The sequence below is a fragment of the Micromonospora sp. WMMC264 genome, from assembly GCF_027497275.1.
GTDB classification, from domain to species: Bacteria; Actinomycetota; Actinomycetes; order Mycobacteriales; family Micromonosporaceae; genus Micromonospora; species Micromonospora chalcea.
Genome location: NZ_CP114907.1, coordinates 6589200 through 6606503 on the forward strand (window position 1 = coordinate 6589200; position 17304 = coordinate 6606503).

Annotated in this window: 14 protein-coding genes; 7 read left to right on the forward strand and 7 right to left on the reverse strand. The window is 73.4% G+C overall.

What is annotated here, in order from left to right; genetic code table 11:
* The first annotated feature begins 80 nt into the window (after positions 1-80).
* Positions 81-1109, forward strand: coding sequence for an ABC transporter substrate-binding protein (locus O7542_RS29565; protein WP_043328275.1), 1029 nt, complete (start codon positions 81-83; stop codon positions 1107-1109).
* Positions 1110-1211: 102 nt separating this feature from the next.
* Positions 1212-2045, forward strand: a complete 834-nt coding sequence (locus O7542_RS29570; RefSeq protein ID WP_104113834.1) for an ABC transporter permease — start codon at positions 1212-1214, stop codon at positions 2043-2045.
* A gap of 158 nt (positions 2046-2203) precedes the next feature.
* Here the strand turns inward: O7542_RS29570 and O7542_RS29575 are convergent, their stop codons facing one another.
* Positions 2204-3385 (reverse strand): ABC transporter substrate-binding protein, encoded by a 1182-nt coding sequence (locus O7542_RS29575; RefSeq protein WP_043328278.1) that lies wholly within the window; start codon positions 3383-3385, stop codon positions 2204-2206.
* 447 nt (positions 3386-3832) lie between these two features.
* Between O7542_RS29575 and O7542_RS29580 the strand changes: the two genes are divergently transcribed.
* The 4 genes from O7542_RS29580 to O7542_RS29595 are packed head-to-tail and all read left to right on the forward strand — an operon-like array spanning position 3833 to position 8326.
* Entirely contained in the window at positions 3833-6901 is a 3069-nt protein-coding gene (locus tag O7542_RS29580; RefSeq protein WP_281605499.1) for a nitrate- and nitrite sensing domain-containing protein, read from the forward strand.
* Positions 6898-7305 (forward strand): roadblock/LC7 domain-containing protein, encoded by a 408-nt coding sequence (locus O7542_RS29585; protein WP_013288588.1) that lies wholly within the window; start codon positions 6898-6900, stop codon positions 7303-7305. Before O7542_RS29580 ends, O7542_RS29585 begins: the two co-directional genes overlap by 4 nt.
* A gap of 60 nt (positions 7306-7365) precedes the next feature.
* A complete protein-coding gene (locus O7542_RS29590) occupies positions 7366-7728 on the forward strand; it encodes a DUF742 domain-containing protein (protein WP_030501578.1) in 363 nt (120 codons plus the stop codon).
* Complete coding sequence (locus O7542_RS29595; protein WP_030501577.1) at positions 7709-8326, forward strand: ATP/GTP-binding protein; 618 nt, start codon at positions 7709-7711, stop codon at positions 8324-8326. The genes O7542_RS29590 and O7542_RS29595 overlap by 20 nt, the downstream gene beginning before the upstream one ends.
* A gap of 11 nt (positions 8327-8337) precedes the next feature.
* On the opposite strand, the gene O7542_RS29600 is transcribed toward O7542_RS29595, so the two are convergent.
* Genes O7542_RS29600 through O7542_RS29620 form a run of 5 tightly spaced genes read right to left on the reverse strand, consistent with a single transcriptional unit; the run spans position 8338 to position 15851 of the window.
* Positions 8338-9426 carry a uroporphyrinogen-III synthase gene (locus O7542_RS29600; protein ID WP_030501576.1) on the reverse strand — a complete coding sequence of 363 codons (1089 nt, stop codon included), beginning with the start codon at positions 9424-9426 and terminating at the stop codon, positions 8338-8340.
* Positions 9426-9773: a nitrite reductase small subunit NirD gene (gene nirD, locus O7542_RS29605; RefSeq protein ID WP_064446599.1), complete on the reverse strand. Its 348-nt coding sequence runs from the start codon at positions 9771-9773 to the stop codon at positions 9426-9428. Before nirD ends, O7542_RS29600 begins: the two co-directional genes overlap by 1 nt.
* Entirely contained in the window at positions 9770-12277 is a 2508-nt protein-coding gene (nirB, locus tag O7542_RS29610) for a nitrite reductase large subunit NirB (RefSeq protein ID WP_281605500.1), read from the reverse strand. Before nirB ends, nirD begins: the two co-directional genes overlap by 4 nt.
* A complete protein-coding gene (locus tag O7542_RS29615) occupies positions 12274-13746 on the reverse strand; it encodes an FAD-dependent oxidoreductase (protein ID WP_281605501.1) in 1473 nt (490 codons plus the stop codon). The genes nirB and O7542_RS29615 overlap by 4 nt, the downstream gene beginning before the upstream one ends.
* On the reverse strand, positions 13743-15851 hold the full coding sequence (locus O7542_RS29620) for a molybdopterin oxidoreductase family protein (RefSeq protein ID WP_281605502.1): 2109 nt from the start codon (positions 15849-15851) through the stop codon (positions 13743-13745). The genes O7542_RS29615 and O7542_RS29620 overlap by 4 nt, the downstream gene beginning before the upstream one ends.
* Before the next feature lie 147 nt (positions 15852-15998).
* Between O7542_RS29620 and O7542_RS29625 the strand changes: the two genes are divergently transcribed.
* Entirely contained in the window at positions 15999-16709 is a 711-nt protein-coding gene (locus tag O7542_RS29625) for a class I SAM-dependent methyltransferase (protein ID WP_281605503.1), read from the forward strand.
* On the opposite strand, the gene O7542_RS29630 is transcribed toward O7542_RS29625, so the two are convergent.
* A complete protein-coding gene (locus O7542_RS29630; RefSeq protein WP_083296964.1) occupies positions 16682-17281 on the reverse strand; it encodes a PIN domain-containing protein in 600 nt (199 codons plus the stop codon). The genes O7542_RS29625 and O7542_RS29630 overlap by 28 nt on opposite strands.
* Positions 17282-17304 lie beyond the last annotated feature (23 nt).

The window sequence follows — 17304 nt, forward strand, 5'->3', positions numbered from 1 at the left end:
GCCCAACCCTCCTGCCGGCCCCGTCGGACCCACGACCCGACCGGCGAGAAAGTCCTGGTCGGAAAGGACATGGTGCACTGATGAGAAGGCTGACCCGTACGGTCGCCGCCGCGGCTCTGGCTACCGCCCTCGCCCTCGTGGGCGGCTGCAGCAGCGACTCGGACAAGTCCGAGAGCGGCGGCGGAAACGGCGGCGCGCTGGAAAAGGTGACGTACCTCACCTCGTTCGGCAACTTCGGCCGTGACTCCTACGCCTGGGTGGCGAAGGACAAGGGCTTCTTCAAGGAGGCCGGTTTCGACGTCGACATCAAGCCCGGCCAGGGCACCGGCTCCGTCATCCAGACCATCACCGGCGGGCAGGCCCAGTTCGGCCCGATCGACCTGACCGGTGGCATCCTCCAGCTCGGCAACGGCCTGGCGAAGGACTTCGTGGCGGTGGCCGCGATCCAGCAGCGCACCATGGCCGCGATCGTCACGGTCGAGGGCAAGAACATCGCCACCCCGAAGGACCTCGAGGGCAAGAAGCTCGCGGACACCCCCTCCTCCGTCGTGCGCAACCTCTTCCCCACGTACGCGCGGCTCGCCGGCATCGACGGCAGCAAGGTGACCTGGGTCAACGGTGAGGCGCAGAGCCTGATGCCGATGCTCGGCTCCGGCTCGGTGGACGGCATCGGCCAGTTCGTCGTCGGCCAGCCGACGGTGGAGACGGTGACCAAGAAGAAGCCGGTCATCCTGCCGTACAGCAACGTGATGCAGGACCTCTACGGCAACGCGCTGATCACTTCCACGAAGCTCGCCAAGGAGAAGCCGGAGATGGTGAAGAAGTTCACCGCCGCGCTGCTCAAGGGCCTGGAGTACTCGCTGGCGAACCCGGACGAGGCCGCCGAGATCCTGAAGAAGAACGTGCCGGCCGCCGTCCCGGCCGCGGCCTCCGCCGAGCTTCAGCTGATGGCCGCGTACGTCCGGTCGAGCAACTCCGGCACTGCGATCGGCACGCTGGACAGTGGCCGGGTGGCCAAGAGCATCGCCCTGCTGAAGGGCGCGGGCGCGCTCAAGCAGGACCTCACCCCGGACCAGATCATCGACTTCGACCTCGCGCCGAAGGCCTGACCGGTCCGCTCGGGCCAACGGGGGTGCGCCCCGCCGGACACCCGGCGGGGCGCACCCCCTTCCCGTGCCGGTCGCACCGACCGGCGCAGAGAGGAGGACACGTTGACACAGTTGACCGAGGCCCGGCCGGAGGCGCCGCAGCCGCGCCCGGCGGTCCGGCGCGGGTTCGCCGTACGTCCGGCTGCGGTCGGGCTGCCGGCGCTCGGCCTGGTGATCGCGGTGGCCGGCTGGTGGCTGGTCACCTCGGGGCTGAACCTGGTGCACCCGGCCGCGCTGCCGCCGCCGCAGGCGGTGGGGGAGTCCCTCGCGAACGCCACCGACGTGCTGCTGCCCGCGTTGGGCATCACCACCTGGATGACAGTGCTCGGCTTCCTGCTCTCGTCGGCCGCCGGGGTGCTGATCGGGATGGCGCTGGCCGCGTCCCGCCGGGTCGAGCGGATGTTCGCGCCGTTGCTGGTGGCCGTGAACGCGGTCCCGAAGATCGCGTTCGGGCCGCTGCTGGTGGTGGCCGTCGGCTGGGGTCAGAAACCCATTCTGACCATGGTGTTCCTGCTCTGCTTCTTCCCGATCGTGCTCTCCACCGCCACCGGCCTGACCACCACGCCGGCGGACCTGGCGGAGCTGAGCCGGTCGCTGAACGCCTCGTGGTGGCAGTCGTTCCGCAAGGTGCGCTTCCCGTCCGCCCTGCCGCAGATCTTCGTCGGGCTCAAGGTGGCCATGCCGCTGGCCGCGATCGGCGCGGTGATCGGCGAGTTCTACTCGGACCGTCCCGGTCTGGGCTACCAGATCCTGCAGTACAACGGCGTCGGCGACACCGCCACCGCCTGGGCGGCGATCGTGCTGGTGGCCCTGATGAGCATCGCGCTCTACGCCGCCCTCAGCCTCGTCGAGCGCCTGGCCCTGCCCTGGGTGAAGGCCACCACCTCAGCCCGCTGACCACAACCAGGTAACCCGACGTCGGCCGAGAACCCAGAAGTAGACCTCAACCCACGGATGGCGGCCGACCACGACAGGCGTGGCCCCACCGCAACCGGCGCAGGGATCAAGCCTGACCGCCCGGAGCCGGTTGCGGTGGGGCCACGCCCCAACAGTGACTAACCGGCGAGCCGCCAGCGACCACCACGCGCCACGAGCGTCGTCAACGCCTGCGGCATCAACCCGGAGTGGTTGTCCGGCGTCATCCGGATCGGCCCGGACAGCCCGTCCAGCTGCGAGGTCTCCAGCACGTCGCGCAGCGCGTCCCGGTCGACAGTGCCCGGTTCGCCACCGGCGCGCTGCTCGGCGTCGACGATCAGTTGGACCGCGTCGGCCGCGAACGAGGAGAAGCCGTTGTAGCCGCCGAAGCGGGCGGTGTACTCCTGGAACCACTGCCGGCGCGCCGCCTTGGCCGGTGTGGTGGCGATCACGTCGTCGATCACCATGGTCTGCGTGAAGATCAGCGTGGCCTCTTCGGTGGAGCGGGCCGACGGGCCCAGGAAGAGGTCGCCGGCGGCCGCGGCGTCGAAGAACAGCGACCCGCGGAACTTGCTCTGCCGGGCCGTGGTCGCGGCCAGCGTCGCCTGCTCCGGCGTGGTCCAGAGGATCAGGGCCTGCGGCTTGGCGGCGATCAATTCGTTGACCTGCGTGCCGACCTCGGTGTCGGTGAGCCGCACCGATTCGTTGCCGACCAGCCGCACCGTGGTCTTTTCCAGTTCCCGGCGCAGCGCGGTGAGCCCTTCCTGGCCGTAACCGTCGGCGCTGTGCAGCAGCGCGACCTTGCGGATGTCGCGCCGGTCCAGTTCGGTGGCGAGCGCGGCGGCGCTGTCGGCGGCGTTCGGGGCGAGCCTGAAGACATATCGCCGTTCGCCCACCGGTTCGGTGACCGCGCTCGAGGAGGCCAGTGCGATCGTCGGAATGCGCTTCTCGCCGATGGTGCGGGCCGCACCCACCGCGCATTCGTTGCAGCCGCCCATGATGACGGCGCTCACCCGTGAGTCGCCGCTGAAATCATTGATGTTCCGCAAGGACTCCGCAGCGTCGGAGCGGTTGTCCTTGACCCGCAGATCGATCTTCCGGCCGCCCAGCGCACCGGACGAGTTCAACTGCTCGACCTTCAGTTCCAGCGCCCGCTGGTACACCTTGCCGACCGGCGCGGACGCGCCGGAGAGTTCCAGGTCGGCGGCGATGACGATGGGGCTGGTGTCCTGCGGTTCCCCGCCGATCCCGCAGCCGGTGAGCGTGGTGGCCAGCACGGCCGATGCGAGCGCCGCGATGCTCGCGGAGCGGATGGGGCTCAACTCAGTCCTCCAGGTGCGGCGCGGGCCGACGCCCGATCACCGCCGCTAGTCCGTCCTCAGTGGAGGAACGGGATTGGTGTGCCGTACGGTGTGCGCGAAGCCTGCAAAACCTTGCCAATGCCGGGGCCTGTGGTCAAGCCGGGATCTCGAGTGCTGTTTCGGGACAGCCATCCCACATGCTGGGGACACGGAACATTAACTGACAATTACTGCACAGAAGCGTGTGACCACTCTGGAGTGACATCCCCTGATCAGGGGGTTGGAGAAAAGAAGGTATTAGGTGATCGGATCACGGGTTGCGCCGACCCCGACCGTTTCCTGCCTCCCTGCGGCTTCCCAAACACGATCTCGTCTGATGAAATCGCGGCCGTGCCGCGCGTGGCGCTGGCCGCTGCACCAGGCACGGGTCAGTGGGTCGCGCGTGGAAGAAACGACGGAGGCGATGTCGTGAGCACCGGACCTACGACCCTGCCCGGGAGCCCCAACGCCGAACAGCGGAACCGGCGACGGCGCCTGCCGAGGCTGCGCGACGCGCGGATCCGCTCGAAACTCGCCCTCATCCTGGTCGTTCCGGTCGCGGCTGTCATCGCACTGGCAACTATCCGACTCGTCTCGGTGGGGCAGGGCGCGTACGAGGCGGACCGGGTCCGGTCGCTGACGGCCGTGTCGGTCGACATCTCGGCGCTCACCCAGGACCTCCACAAGGAGCGGATGGCCGCGGCGGTCTTCCTGGCCAAGCCGGACGAGAAGCCGGACGCGTACAACCTGCGGGTGCGCCAGACCGACGAGCGGATCGCGGCGTACCAGGAGGAGCGGCGCCGCCTCGGCGACGTGCCGGGCGCTGTGAGCAGCCAGCTCAAGGTCATCGACGCCCACCTGTCCACGCTGAACGGCACGCGCCAGGAGGTGCTGGACCGGTCGCAGATGCCGGTGGCCGAGGCCAGCCTGCGCTACGGCATCGTCCTGGACGACCTGGTCGCGTACAGCGACGCGCTGGCCCAGCAGCCGGGCGCGGAGAGCCTGGCCGACGCCCGCCGCGCGGTGGCCGCGTTCGCCCACGCCAAGGCCGAGGTGGCCGAGGAGCAGGCGGTCGCCTTCACCGCGCTCGGCGCCGGCCGGATCGACGAGGAGCAGTTCTCCTCCTTCGTGGCCACCCTGACCGGTCAGCAGGAGGCGCTGCTCACGTTCTCCCGGTCCGCGACGCCGGCCCAGCGGGCCCTGGTGGACCGCACCGTGTCCGGTGACGCGGTCCAGCTCGCCGACCGGGTCGCCGCCGACCTGTCCCGCTCGGTCGGGCGTCCCGCGCTCGTCACCCGCCAGGAGGCGTCCGACGCCATCGGCGCGGTCGACGAGCTGATGCGGTGGGCGGAGATCCAGCTCCTGGACGACCTGCTCGCCGACGCCGACGAGGTACGCGCCGACGTGATCCAGCAGGCGGTCGTGGAGGGCCTGCTGGTGCTGATCACGCTGGCCGTCGCGGTGACGCTCGCCGTGGTGCTCGCCCGGTCGCTGAACGACTCGCTGCGCCGGCTGCGTGAGGGCGCGCTCGCGGTGGCGAACCACGACCTGCCGGACGCGGTGAGCCGGCTGCAGAACGTCAACGCCATCGGCGACGGCGGCGTGGACGAGATCGTCCAGCAGGTCCGGGACCCGATCAAGCTGACCAACCGCGACGAGGTCGGCCAGGTGGCCGTTGCCTTCAACGTGGTCCACCGGGAGGCGGTGCGGGTGGCGGCCGAGCAGGCCGCGCTGCGCACGAGCGTCTCGGCGATGTTCCTCAACCTGGCCCGCCGCTCGCAGAGCCTGGTCGACCGCATGATCGGCGAGCTGGACGCGATCGAGCGGTCCGAGGAGGACCCGAAGCGTCTCGCGCAGCTGTTCGAGCTGGACCACCTGGCCACCCGGATGCGCCGCAACGACGAGAACCTGCTGGTGCTCGCCGGTGCCGACTCGGCGGTGCCGCGTCGCGACGACGCGCTCCTGGTCGACGTGCTGCGCGCCGCGCAGTCCGAGGTGGAGCTCTACAACCGGATCGAGTTCGGCACCGTCGACACCGACATCTCGGTGGCCGCCCACGCCGTCAACGACGTCGTCCGGCTGGTCGCGGAGCTGCTCGACAACGCCACCCGGTTCTCGCCGCCGAACACCTCGGTGGTGGCCGACGGCCGCCGGATCCGCGACTACGTGCTGATCCAGATCGAGGACCGGGGGCTCGGCCTCAGCGACGAACAGCTCGACTCGCTCAACCGGCGACTGGCCGCGCCGCCGACCGTCGACGTGGCAGCGTTCCGGCTGATGGGTCTGGCCGTGGTGAGCCGGCTCGCCTCCCGGTACGGGATCCGGGTCGAGCTGCGCCGCAACGTCGAGGGCGGCACTGTCGCCCAGGTCACGCTGCCGAACTCGACAGTGGTGCTGCCGGCCAACCGTGGTCAGGCCCCGCTGACCCGGCCGCGCCAGCCGCTGGCCGTCGAGCAGTCACCGCTGAGCCAGGTCGGCGTCGCCGACGCGCTTGCCGGCGCCGGCCGGGGCGCCGCCACCGCGACGCTCGCCGACGGGTGGCGCGGGGCGACCACCGCCCCGCCCGCCAGGTGGCAGGCGCCCGCCGAGGCGCGGGACACCACTCCCGCCGTACAGCTGGGCGGGGCGACCGGCACGTTGCCGGCGGTCCCGGCGCCTCCGGCAACGCCGGCCCCGGTCTCCGGGGCGGGCTGGTCGGCCGGCGGGCCGACGGTGGCGTACCCGGCGCTGGACCCGCTGCCCAAGCGGTCGCCGGGCGTCGAGGCCGCCCAGCCGGTCGCACCTCCGGCCTACCAGCCGCTCGCCGCGGCGCCGGCGGTGGAGACCACCCCGGCGACGCCCGTGGTGGCCCGTCCCGAGCAGCGGGCCGAGGCCCCGATATTCCGGGAGATGGAGGCGGTCTGGTTCCGTTCGCACGGAGAGGACGAGACCACGATCTTCACTCGGCCCACCTTCGACGAGCCGCCCGCGCCGGCCCAGCCGGCCGTGCCGCCGCCCGTGGCGTCGGCTCGCCCGCCCCTGCCCACCCGTACCCCGGGCGCCCAGGCGTCGGGGCTGAGCACGCCGGCCGCGTACCACGCACCGGCCGTGCCGTCCGCGTCACCCGCGGACGCCGCCCCGTCGTCGCCCGCCGTCGCGTCGCCGCCCACGGCCGCCGCGGCGCCGCCACCGGCCGCCCCGGCGCCGCCACCCGCCGCCGAGCCCGCACCCGCCATCGACCCGAGCGCCTGGCGTACGGCGGCCGACGAGGGCTGGACGCGGGCCAGCCGGGCCGCGGAGCCCACCACCGGCGGCACCACCCGTTCCGGCCTGCCCAAGCGGGTGCCGCAGGCACAGCTCGTGCCTGGTGGGATAGAGCCGAAGAGCGGCCGGGACCGCAGCCGGCGCACGCCGGACGAGGTCCGGGGGCTGCTCTCCGCCTACCACCGTGGCGTCCAGCGGGGCCGTACGGCCGGCGCCGACCTGAACAGCACCTCGACCAAGGAGACGAACCGATGAACAGGCCGGCGGCCATGCAGGACATGGGTTGGCTTCTCACCAACTTCGCCGACAGCGTGGCGGGCATCGCCCACGTGGTGGCGGTCTCCGCGGACGGGCTGCTGCTCGCCTCCTCCCGGGATCTGCCGGGGGACCGGGCCGACCAGCTTGCCGCGATCACCTCCGGCGTGGTGAGCCTGACCGAGGGCGCGGCGCGCATGTTCAGCGCCGGCGGGGTGCTGCAGACCGTGATCGAGATGGACAGCGGCTACCTGTTCCTGATGTCCATCAGCGACGGCTCGTCGATGGCCGTGCTCGCGGCGCGCAGCTGCGACGTGGGCCAGGTCGGCTACGAGATGGCGTTGCTCGTGGAACGGGTCGGGCAGGCGTTGGTCCCGCTGCCGAGGGACGCCGTCCGGTCCTGACCGGGCCCGCCGACATGAGCCGGAGCCGCTGCGCTCCGTACGAGGGGAGGTGATCGCGAGATGGAACCGCGACGTGATCCGCGTGGCGCGCTGGTGCGACCGTACGCGGTCACCCGGGGCCGCACCGAGCCGTTGCAGAACATCGCGCTCGAGGCGGTGCTGTCCAGCACGCCCACGCAGTCGGCCGAGGCGCGGTTCGCCGGGCACGACAAGTACCGCATCTCCTCGGTCTGTGAAGGCCGGGCACAGTCGCTGGCGGAAATCGCCGCTTACACCCGGATGCCGCTGGGCGTCACCCGGGTGCTGGTCGCCGACATGGTGGCCGAGGGCCTGCTGACGCTACACACTGCCGCTCCCGCGACGGGTTTCGCGGCGCGGATGAACCTGCTTGGAAGGGTGCTAAGTGGACTTCGCGAACTATGACCCCGACGGGGTGAACCGCGGCCGGGAGATCATCTCCGCGAAGATCGTGGTCGCGGGCGGCTTCGGCGTGGGCAAGACCACGCTGGTCGGTGCGATCTCCGAGATCCAGCCGCTGACCACCGAGGCGCTGATGACCGCGGCCGGCGTGGGCATCGACGACCCGTCGAAGGTGCCGGGCAAGGAGACCACCACGGTCGCCATGGACTTCGGCCGTATCACCATGGCCGAGGACCTGATCCTCTACCTGTTCGGCACCCCGGGCCAGACCCGTTTCTGGTTCATGTGGGACGAGATCATCCGGGGCGCGGTGGGCGCGGCGGTGCTCGTGGACACCCGGCGGATCACCGACGCGTTCGCGCCGCTGGACTACTTCGAGAACCGCAAGCTGCCGTACGTCGTGGCGTTGAACCGCTTCGACGACGCGCCGCACTACGAGATGGAGGAGATCCGGGAGGCGCTCGCCATCTCCCCGGACGTGCCGATGGTCCTGTGCGACGCCCGTCGGCGCGACTCGGTCAAGCAGGTGCTGGTGACAGTGGTCGAGCACGCGATGCTCCGCCTCCAGGCCGAGCACGGCTACCCGGCCTCGGTGGGCTGACCGCCTGCGGGTCAGTCGACCCGCAGGCGGTACCCCCGCTTGACGACCGTCTGCACCACGCGGGGCGCCTTCAGGCCGACCCGCAGCCGGGCGACGGCCATCTCCACGGCGTGCTCGTCGGCGCCGCGCGGCAGCGTACGCAGCAGCGCGGTGCGGGAGAGCACCTTGCCGGGTGACGCGGCGAGCGCCCGCAGCACGGCCATCGGGGCCGGCGCGAGCTGGCGCAGTTCCCCGTCCACCACCGCGGCGTGGCCGCGCAGCGTCAGCACGTGCCCGGCCGCCTTCACCGAGACCGTGCGCCGGGGCAGCTCCTCGACGATGGTGCGGACCAGCGCGCCCAACCGGGCCCGGCTCGGCGCGCTCACCGGCACCCCACGCCGGACCAGCGGCTCGGCGGTGACGGTGCCCACGCACCCGGCCAGCACGTCGCCGCGCAGCGCCTCCAGCACCGTCTCGGTACGGTCCCCGGCCGCCCGCAGCAGGGCCTCGGCCGCCGGAGCCGAGGTGAACGTGACCGCGTCGACGAGCCGCCCGGCGACCAGGTCGATGAGCCGGTGCAGCGGCGCCGGATCGGCCGGCGGCGCCCACCGGTAGACCGGCACCTCGATCACCGTGGCCCCGGCCGCCACCAGCGCGTCGGTGCACTCGGGTTGCCGCTCGCCGTGCAGTTGCATCGCCACCACCTGGCCGGCCACGCCGCGCGCGACCAGGTGCTCCACCACCTCGTCGCAGCTCTCCGAGCCCGGCGACCAGTGCTCGCGCAGTCCGGCGGCGCGGATCGCCCCGGTCGCCTTCGGGCCCCGGGACACCACGTACGCGCGGGCGAGCGTGGCGCGCAGCGGCTCGGCCAGCCCCCAGCCCTCGGCCGCCTCCAGCCAGCCCCGCATGCCGATGCCGGTGTTGGCCATCAGCACGTCCGGCGGATGTTCCAGGCAGGCCCGGGTGGCCTCACGCAGGTCGGTGTCGTCGGCGAGCGGGACGATCCGCAGCGCCGGGGCGAGCACCACCCGCGCCCCGCGCCGCTGGAGCAGCGCGGCCAGTTCGTCGCGCCGCCGGTCCGCGGTGACCCCGATGGTGAAACCGGCCAGCTCGTCGCGCATCACTGCTCCTGCCGTAACCGCACCTCGACCTGGCCGTCCCGGCAGCGCACCCGGTGCCGCGTCAACGTCACGCCGGGCAGGTCCAGGCACCGCCCGGTGGTGAGGTCGTAGACCTGCTTGTGCAGCGGCGAGGCGAGCGTCGGCACGCCGCCCCGGCTGCCCACGAGACCGCGGGACATGACGTACGCGCCGCCGACCGGGTCGAGGTTGTCCACCGCGTACAGGCCGTGCGCGGTGCGGAACACCGCCACCTGCACGCCGTCGACGAGCGCGGCCACGCCCCGGTCGAGGTCGAGCCGGTCCAGCGGGCAGACCGGCGTCCAGTCCAGCGTGACGACGGGGCTCATCGGCGTACCTCCGGCAGTCCGAGCGCGACGGGTTGGCGGCGGTGCCCGGCGTCTCGGGCCGGTACCGGCTGGCCCCGCTCCCGGGTGAACGAGATGGACGGGTCGGGCACGCCGGGCGCGTTGACGAACGAGGTGAAGCGGCGCAGCCGGTCCGGGTCCTCCAGCACGTCGCGCCACTCGTCGGAGTAGCTCGTGACGTGCCGGGCCATCGCCGCGTCCAGGTCGGCGCAGAGGCCGAGCGAGTCGTCCACGATCACCGACCGGAGGTGGTCCAGGCCGCCGTCCATCGCCTCGATCCAGGCGGCGGTGCGCTGCAACCGGTCGGCCGCGCGGATGTAGTACATGAGGAACCTGTCGATCAGCGTGACCAGCTCGGCGGTGCTCAGGTCGGTGGCGAACAGGTCGGCGTGCCGGGGCCGGAAGCCGCCGTTGCCGCCGACGTACAGGTTCCAGCCGCCCTCGGTGGCGATGACGCCGAAGTCCTTGCTCCGGGCCTCGGCGCACTCGCGGGCGCAGCCGGAGACCGCGGACTTGAGCTTGTGCGGCGCGCGCAGCCCCCGGTAGCGCAGCTCCAGCGCGACGGCGAGCCCGACCGAGTCCTGCACGCCGTAGCGGCACCAGGTGTCGCCGACGCAGGACTTCACGGTACGCAGCGCCTTGCCGTAGGCGTGGCCCGACTCGAAGCCCGCGTCGACGAGCCGGCGCCAGATCTGCGGCAACTGGTCGACCCGCGCGCCGAACAGGTCGATCCGCTGCCCGCCGGTGATCTTCGTGTAGAGCTGGAAGTCGCGGGCCACCTCGCCGATCGCGATCAGCTTCTCCGGGGTGATCTCCCCGCCCGGAATCCGGGGCACCACCGAGTAGCTGCCGTCGCGTTGCAGGTTGGCCAGGAAGTGGTCGTTCGTGTCCTGCAGCGACGCCGCCTCGCCGTCGAGCACGTGACCGGCCCCGAGCGAGGCCAGGATGGAGGCCACCACCGGCTTGCAGATGTCGCAGCCGCTCCCGCGCCCGTGCTCGGCGACGAGCCGGGAGAACGTGCTGATGCCCCGCACCCGGATCAGGTCGAACAGCTCCTGCCGGCTCCGGTCGAAGTGCTCGCACAACGCGGTGGACTGGCGCACCCCGGCGGCGTCCAGCAGCTGCTTGAGCATCGGCACGCAGGAGCCGCAGCTCGTACCGGCCCGGGTGCACGCCTTCAACGCCGGCACGTCGGTCGCCCCGCCGGCGATCGCCGCGTCCAGGTCGGCCCGGGTCACCGCGTTGCAGGAGCAGACCTGGGCGGCGGCCGGCAGCGCCCCCGCGCCGGCGCCCGCGCCGCCGGCCGGCGCCAGCAACGCCAGCGGGGGAGCGGGCAGCGGCCCGCCGACACTGGCCCGCAACGCCGGGTACGCGCTCGCGTCCCCGACCAGCACGCCGCCCAGCAGCGTCCGCGCGTCGTCGGAGAGGACCAGCTTCGCGTACGCGCGGGTGGCCGGGTCGGTGAACGTCACGTCCAGGCAGCCGGGGGTGACGCCGTGCGCGTCGCCGAACGAGGCCACGTCCACGCCGAGCAGCTTAAGCTTCGTGGCGGTGTCCGCGCCGGGGAACGTGGCCGCGCCGCCGAGCAGCCGGTCCGCGACCACCTCGGCGGTGGCGTACCCGGGCGCGACCAGCCCGTGGCAGACCCCGTCCACCGCGGCGCACTCACCGACCGCCCAGATCCGCTCGTCGGCGGTGCGGCAGGAGGCGTCCACCAGCACGCCGCCGCGCGGGCCGAGCGGCAGTCCGGCAGCCCGGGCCAGCTCGTCGCGCGGCCGGATCCCGGCGGCCACCACCACCAGCTCTGCGTCCAGCGTGCGCCCGTCTGCGAGGTCGAGCGCGGCCACCGTGCCGTCCGGCCCGGGACGCAGCGCCGTGGTGGCCACCCCGAGGTACGGCGTGACGCCCAGCTCCTCGACGTAGCGGCGCAGCATCGACCCGCCCGCCTCGTCCACCTGCACCGGCATCAGCCGGGGCGCGAACTCGACCACGCTCGTGGTGAGCCCGAGCAGCCGCAGCGCGTTCGCCGCCTCCAGCCCGAGCAGCCCGCCACCGATCACCGCGCCGGTGCGGCGGCCCCGGGCGTGATCCCGGATCGCGGCCAGGTCGTCCAGCGTCCGGTAGACGAAGACGCCCGGCAGATCGGTGCCGTCGACCGGCGGCACGAACGCGTACGAGCCGGTGGCGAGCACCAGCGCGTCGTACGGGTACTCGCCGGCCGCCGTGGTCACCACGCGCCGTGCCCGGTCGACGCCGGTGGCCGGTTCACCCAGGCGCAGGTCCACTCCGGCGTCGGGGGTGTGCACAGTCAGCTCGTCGGCGTCCACCCCGTCGAAGACGGCCGAGAGCCGCACCCGGTCGTACGCCGGACGCCGCTCCTCGGCCAGCACCGTGACCCGCCACCGCCCGCCGGTGTCCCGGGCCCGCAGCGCCTCGACGAAGCGCTGCCCGACCATGCCGTTCCCGACGACAATCAGCTCACTCATGACGCCACCTCCACCGTCTCGCGTACCGCGTCGGTCGCCTGCGGGTCGGCCTCGGCGAGCCAGGCGGCGATGCCGGCCACCGCGTCCCGGCAACTGCCGCAGCCGGTGCCGGCCCGGGTCGACGCGGACAGCGCCGCCGCCGTCCGGGCGCCCGCCCGCCAGCACGCCACCAGCGCGCCCTTGCTCACGTCGTTGCACCGGCACACGGTCGCGGCGTCCGGCATCAGCGCCGGGGACGCGGCCGGCCCGGCCGGCGCCTCGCCGAACGCCCGGCCGAGCAGCAGCGAACGCCGGTCCGCCGGCACCGGCGCGCCCCTGTCGAACAGCTGCACCACAGTGCCGACCGCCGGGTTGTCGCCGAGCAGGATCGCGCCGGTCAGCCGCTCGTCCCGGATGCGCAGCCGGGCGTACGTGCCCCGGGCCGGGTCGGCGAAGGTCAGCTCCTCGACCGGCCCGTCCCCGTCGCCGGTTCCGGCCACGTCGCCCATCGCGGCCAGATCGATGCCGGCTGCCTTGAGCCGGGTCACCGCCGGGCGGGGCCGATAGCGGGCCAGCGGGTCCGCGCCGGTCAGCACGTCGGCCACCACCCGGGCCTGCGCCCAGGCCGGCGCCACAAGCCCGGTCAGCGTGCCGTCGTGCTGCGCGCAGTCGCCGATCGCGGAGATCCGCCGGTCACTGGTCCGCATCCGGTCGTCCACCACCACGCCCCGCTCGACGGCGAGTCCGGCCGCCGCGGCCAGCGCGGTGTCGGGGCGTACCCCGCAGCAGAGCACCAGCAGGTCGGCGTCGAGCGTCCCGGCGTCGCCCAGGTGCAGGCGGACGCCGTCGGCGTCGGCGGTCACGGCGGTGGCCGCCGCGCCGAGCCGGGACCGGACGCCCAGGCCGGCGAGCGTGCCCGCGAGGACCGCGCCGGCCGGCGGGTCGAGCTGGCGTTCCATCAGGTGTCCGACCGGGTGGACCACTGTCACGTCGAGACCCCGCGCGGCCAGCCCGCGGGCCGCCTCCAGGCCCAGCAGCCCGCCGCCGAGCACGACGACGCGGCGCGCGCCCTCGGCGGCGGCGAGGATCCGCCGGCAGTCGCCGAGCGTGCGGAACGGGACGACCCGCTCGGGCATCGGCGCGAGGCCCGGCAGCGGCGGCACCACGGCCCGGCTGCCGGTGGCGAGCACCAGGTGGTCGTACCCGTGTCGCTCGCCGTCGTCGGTGACCACCTCGCCGGCGGCGCGGTCCACGGCGGTGACCGCCGCGCCGGTGTGCACCTCGACGCCCGGCCCCACCGCTTCGACCAGCTCCACGTCCGGCTCACCGATGCGTCCGGCGAGCAGCGTGGAGAGCATGATCCGGTTGTACGCGCGGTGCGGCTCCGCCCCGAGCACGGTGATCGAGTGGTCCCCGCCGCGCGCGTGCAGCTCGGCGGCGAGCCGGGCGCCGGCCATGCCGTGGCCGACGACGACGATGCGCTCGTTCATGCCGGCTCCACCCGGACCGCGCAGATCTTGAACTCGGGCATCCCGGAGACCGGGTCGAGCGCGTCGTTGGTGACCGAGTTGGCGCGTTGCGCGCCGGGCCAGTGGAACGGGGCGAAGACGGTGTCCGGCCGGATCGCGGTGCTGAGCCGGGCCGGCGCCCGTAGCTCGCCCCGGCGGGAGACCACACGTACCGGCGCTCCCTCGGTCACGCCGAGCCGTGCCGCCAGGTCCGGGTGCAGCTCGACGAAGCCGCCCGGCGCGGCCCGGCGCAACGCGGCGACCCGCCGGGTCTGCGCGCCGGACTGGTACTGCGCGAGCACCCGGCCGGTGGTGAAGTGCAGCGGGTAGTCGGCGCACACCGGCTCGGCGGCCGGCCGGTGGGTCACGGCGTGGAACCGGGCCCGGCCGTCCGGGGTGGGGAAGCGGTCGGCGAACAGCCGGGGCGTGTCCGGGCCGTCCCGGTCCGGGCAGGGCCAGAACACGCCGGTGTCGGCGTCGATCCGGTCCCAGGTGATCCCGGCGTAGTCGGCCGGACCGCCGGCCGAGGCCCGGCCCAGCTCCGCGAACACCTCGCGCGGGTCGCTCGGCAGTGGCGCGCCGTCGGTCAGCCGCCCGGCGAGCGCGGCGAGGATCTCCAGCTCGGTACGGACCCCGGCCGGTGGCTCACGCAGCGCGCGGCGACGCAGCACCCGGCCCTCCAGATTGGTCATCGTGCCGTTCTCCTCGGCCCACTGGGCGACCGGCAGCACCACGTCGGCCAGCTCGGCCGTCTCGGAGCGGACGAAGTCCGCCACCACGAGCAGGTCCAGGGCGCGCAGCCGGGACTCGACCCGGGCCGCGCGGGGCGCGGACACGACCGGGTTGGAGCCGAACACCAGCAGCGCCCGCGCGCCCGACGGCGTGCCCAGCGCGTCCAGGAGCTGGTACGCGGGCACCCCCGGCCCGGGCAGCGAGTCCGGGTCGACGCCCCACACCCCGGCGACGTGCGCGCGGGCCGCCGGGTCGTCGATACGCCGGTAGCCGGGGAGCTGGTCGGCCTTCTGCCCGTGTTCCCGGCCGCCCTGCCCGTTGCCCTGCCCGGTCAGGCAGCCGTAACCCGAGCCGGGGCGGCCGGGCAGGCCCAGGGCGAGCGCCAGGTTGATGAGGGCGGTGACCGTGTCCACGCCCTTGGCGTGTTGCTCGGCGCCCCGCGCGGTGAGAATGATCGCCCGGTCCACTGTGGCCAGCGCGCGGGCGGTCGCGTACAGGTCGGCCACCGGCACGCCGGAGAGCCGCTCCACCTCCGCCGGCCAGTAGCCGGCCACCGTCCGCCGGACCTCGTCGAAGCCGGTGGTCCGCTCCGCCACGTACGCCCGGTCCAGCCAGCCCTCGGTGAGCGCGATGTGCAGCAGCGCGTTCGCCACCGCGAGGTCGGTGCCGGGCAGCGGTTGCAGGTGCAGGTCGGCCTGGCGGGCGGTAGCGGTGGCGCGCGGGTCGACCACGATCAGCCGGCCGCCGCGTTCCCGCAGGTCGGTGACGTGCCGCATCAGCGGCGGCATGGTCTCGGCCGGGTTCGCGCCGACCAGCAGCAGCGTGTCCGCGCGGCCGAGGTCCGCCAGCGGGAACGGCAACCCCCTGTCGATCCCGAACGCCCGGTTGCCGGCCGCCGCGGCCGAGGACATGCACCAGCGTCCGTTGTAGTCGATGTGCCGGGTCCGCAGCGTCACCCGGGCGAAGCGGCCCAGCGCGTACGCCTTCTCGTTGGTGAGGCCGCCACCGCCGAAGACCGCTACCGCGTCCGGCCCGTGGCGCTGCTGCACGTCCCGCACCCCGGCGGCGATCCGGTCGAGCGCCTCGTCCCAGGTCGCCGGGCGCAGCTCGCCGCCGGGCCGGTCGCGCAGCAGCGGGGTGGTGAGCCGGTCCGGGTGGTCGAGCAGGTCGGCGGCGGTCCAGCCCTTCTGGCACAGCCCGCCCCGGTTGGTCGGGAAGTCCCGGGCGCCGACCTCGACGCCGTCGCCGGTGGCGCGCAGCACCATGCCGCACTGCAGGGCGCAGTACGGGCAGTGCGTGGCGGCCTGCGCGGGGCCTGAACCCGTTCGCGTCGCCGTGCGTGCACCGTCTGTCATGTCGGAAAAGCGTGCCGTCGGGCGGTTTCCGGTCCGGGTCTGCTCTGTTTCGGTCCTGTCACGAGCGCTTCACACCGCACGTAGGTGACGTCGTCCTCGGCGGGGTTTACAATGTGGGAAAGTTGTCTCAAATAACGGGAGGCTCTGATGGGCGTGGCGGACGCGTTCGACGCGGTGGCCGGCAGCTACGACCAGGCCCGACGCCGACTGGTGCCCTGCTTCGACGCCTTCTACGGCACCGCCGTCGAGGTGGCCGCGCCGCCGCTGCGTGCCGCGCTCGCCGCCGGGCGTACCCCCGAGGTGCTGGACCTGGGCGCGGGCACCGGCCTGCTGTCCCTGCTGCTGACCGCGGCCGTGCCCGGCGTCCGCCTGACGCTCGTGGACGGCGCCCCCGGCATGCTCGCGGTGGCCGCCGGACACCTGACAGAACGCGGCGTGGCGCACCGCACTGTGCACGCCGACCTGGCCGACCTGCTGCCCGCCGGCCGGTACGACGCGGTGGTCTCCGCGCTGGCCATCCACCACCTCGACGACGAGGGCAAACGGGCGCTGTACAAGCGGGCCGCGGGCGCGCTGGCGCCGGGCGGCGTGTTCGTCAACGCCGAGCAGGTGGCCGGGCCGACGCCGGCGCTGGACCGCCGCTACGACGAGGTGTGGACGGCGCGGATCACCGAGCTGGGCTCGGACGCAGAGGAGATCGCCGGCGCCCGGCAGCGGATGCGGCACGACCGGCCGGCCACGGTGGCAGACCAGTGCCGGTGGCTGACCGAGGCGGGGCTGGTGGACGTGGACTGCTTCTTCAAGGAATGGCGTTTCGCGGTCTTCGGCGGTCAGCGGCCGGACGGTTCGGCGAGGTGATTCTCGAGCCGATCGGCGAAACGGGGCGCGCCGGCCTTCCGTAGATGGGTGATCAGTTCGACCGCGTCCTTGTCCTCGGCGACCAGGCTGCGCCGGTAGTAGTCGATCTGCCGCGCCAACGTCCTCATGACCAGAGGCATCGAACGGTCGGCCACCCAGTTGAGGAACTCGTCGCCGGTGCGGACCGACAGCGATTCCCGTACGCATTCCGGCGGAAAGGCGCGCCGGTCGTCGGTCACCAGGATGTCGGCGCGGCTGTGCACGGCGGCGGCCAGCACGTGCCGGTCGTCCGGGTCCGGCGGGCACGGGACGTCGTTCGGCGAATAGCCGGTGACGAGGCCGTACGGGAACGCCTGGACGAAGCGGCGTCGCTGGCCGCCGATCGCCTGCTCGGAATGCTCGGGCCGCTTACGGCGCAGGCGATACATCCATTCCGCCAGAACGTCCTCGCTGTACCGCAGATCGAAGACGGCGCAGTCGCCTTCGAGCGCGAGAAGACTGATCCAGTCGCGAAGGGTCCTGGAATAGAGAATGTTCGCGTCCAGGAACACCAGTGGGGCGCTGGGGATCACAGTGGACACCCTACCCAGCGCCC

Bases quoted from the DNA above. Each gene is read 5' to 3' on its own strand.
- O7542_RS29620 (WP_281605502.1), bottom strand. From the start codon at position 15,851: ATGACAGACGGTGCACGCACGGCGACGCGAACGGGTTCAGGCCCCGCG.
- nirD (WP_064446599.1), bottom strand. From the start codon at position 9,773: ATGAGCCCCGTCGTCACGCTGGACTGGACGCCGGTCTGCCCGCTGGAC.
- O7542_RS29565 (WP_043328275.1), top strand. From the start codon at position 81: ATGAGAAGGCTGACCCGTACGGTCGCCGCCGCGGCTCTGGCTACCGCC.
- O7542_RS29625 (WP_281605503.1), top strand. From the start codon at position 15,999: ATGGGCGTGGCGGACGCGTTCGACGCGGTGGCCGGCAGCTACGACCAG.
- O7542_RS29615 (WP_281605501.1), bottom strand. From the start codon at position 13,746: ATGAACGAGCGCATCGTCGTCGTCGGCCACGGCATGGCCGGCGCCCGG.
- O7542_RS29600 (WP_030501576.1), bottom strand. From the start codon at position 9,426: ATGCGCGACGAGCTGGCCGGTTTCACCATCGGGGTCACCGCGGACCGG.
- O7542_RS29585 (WP_013288588.1), top strand. From the start codon at position 6,898: ATGAACAGGCCGGCGGCCATGCAGGACATGGGTTGGCTTCTCACCAAC.
- nirB (WP_281605500.1), bottom strand. From the start codon at position 12,277: ATGAGTGAGCTGATTGTCGTCGGGAACGGCATGGTCGGGCAGCGCTTC.
- O7542_RS29590 (WP_030501578.1), top strand. From the start codon at position 7,366: ATGGAACCGCGACGTGATCCGCGTGGCGCGCTGGTGCGACCGTACGCG.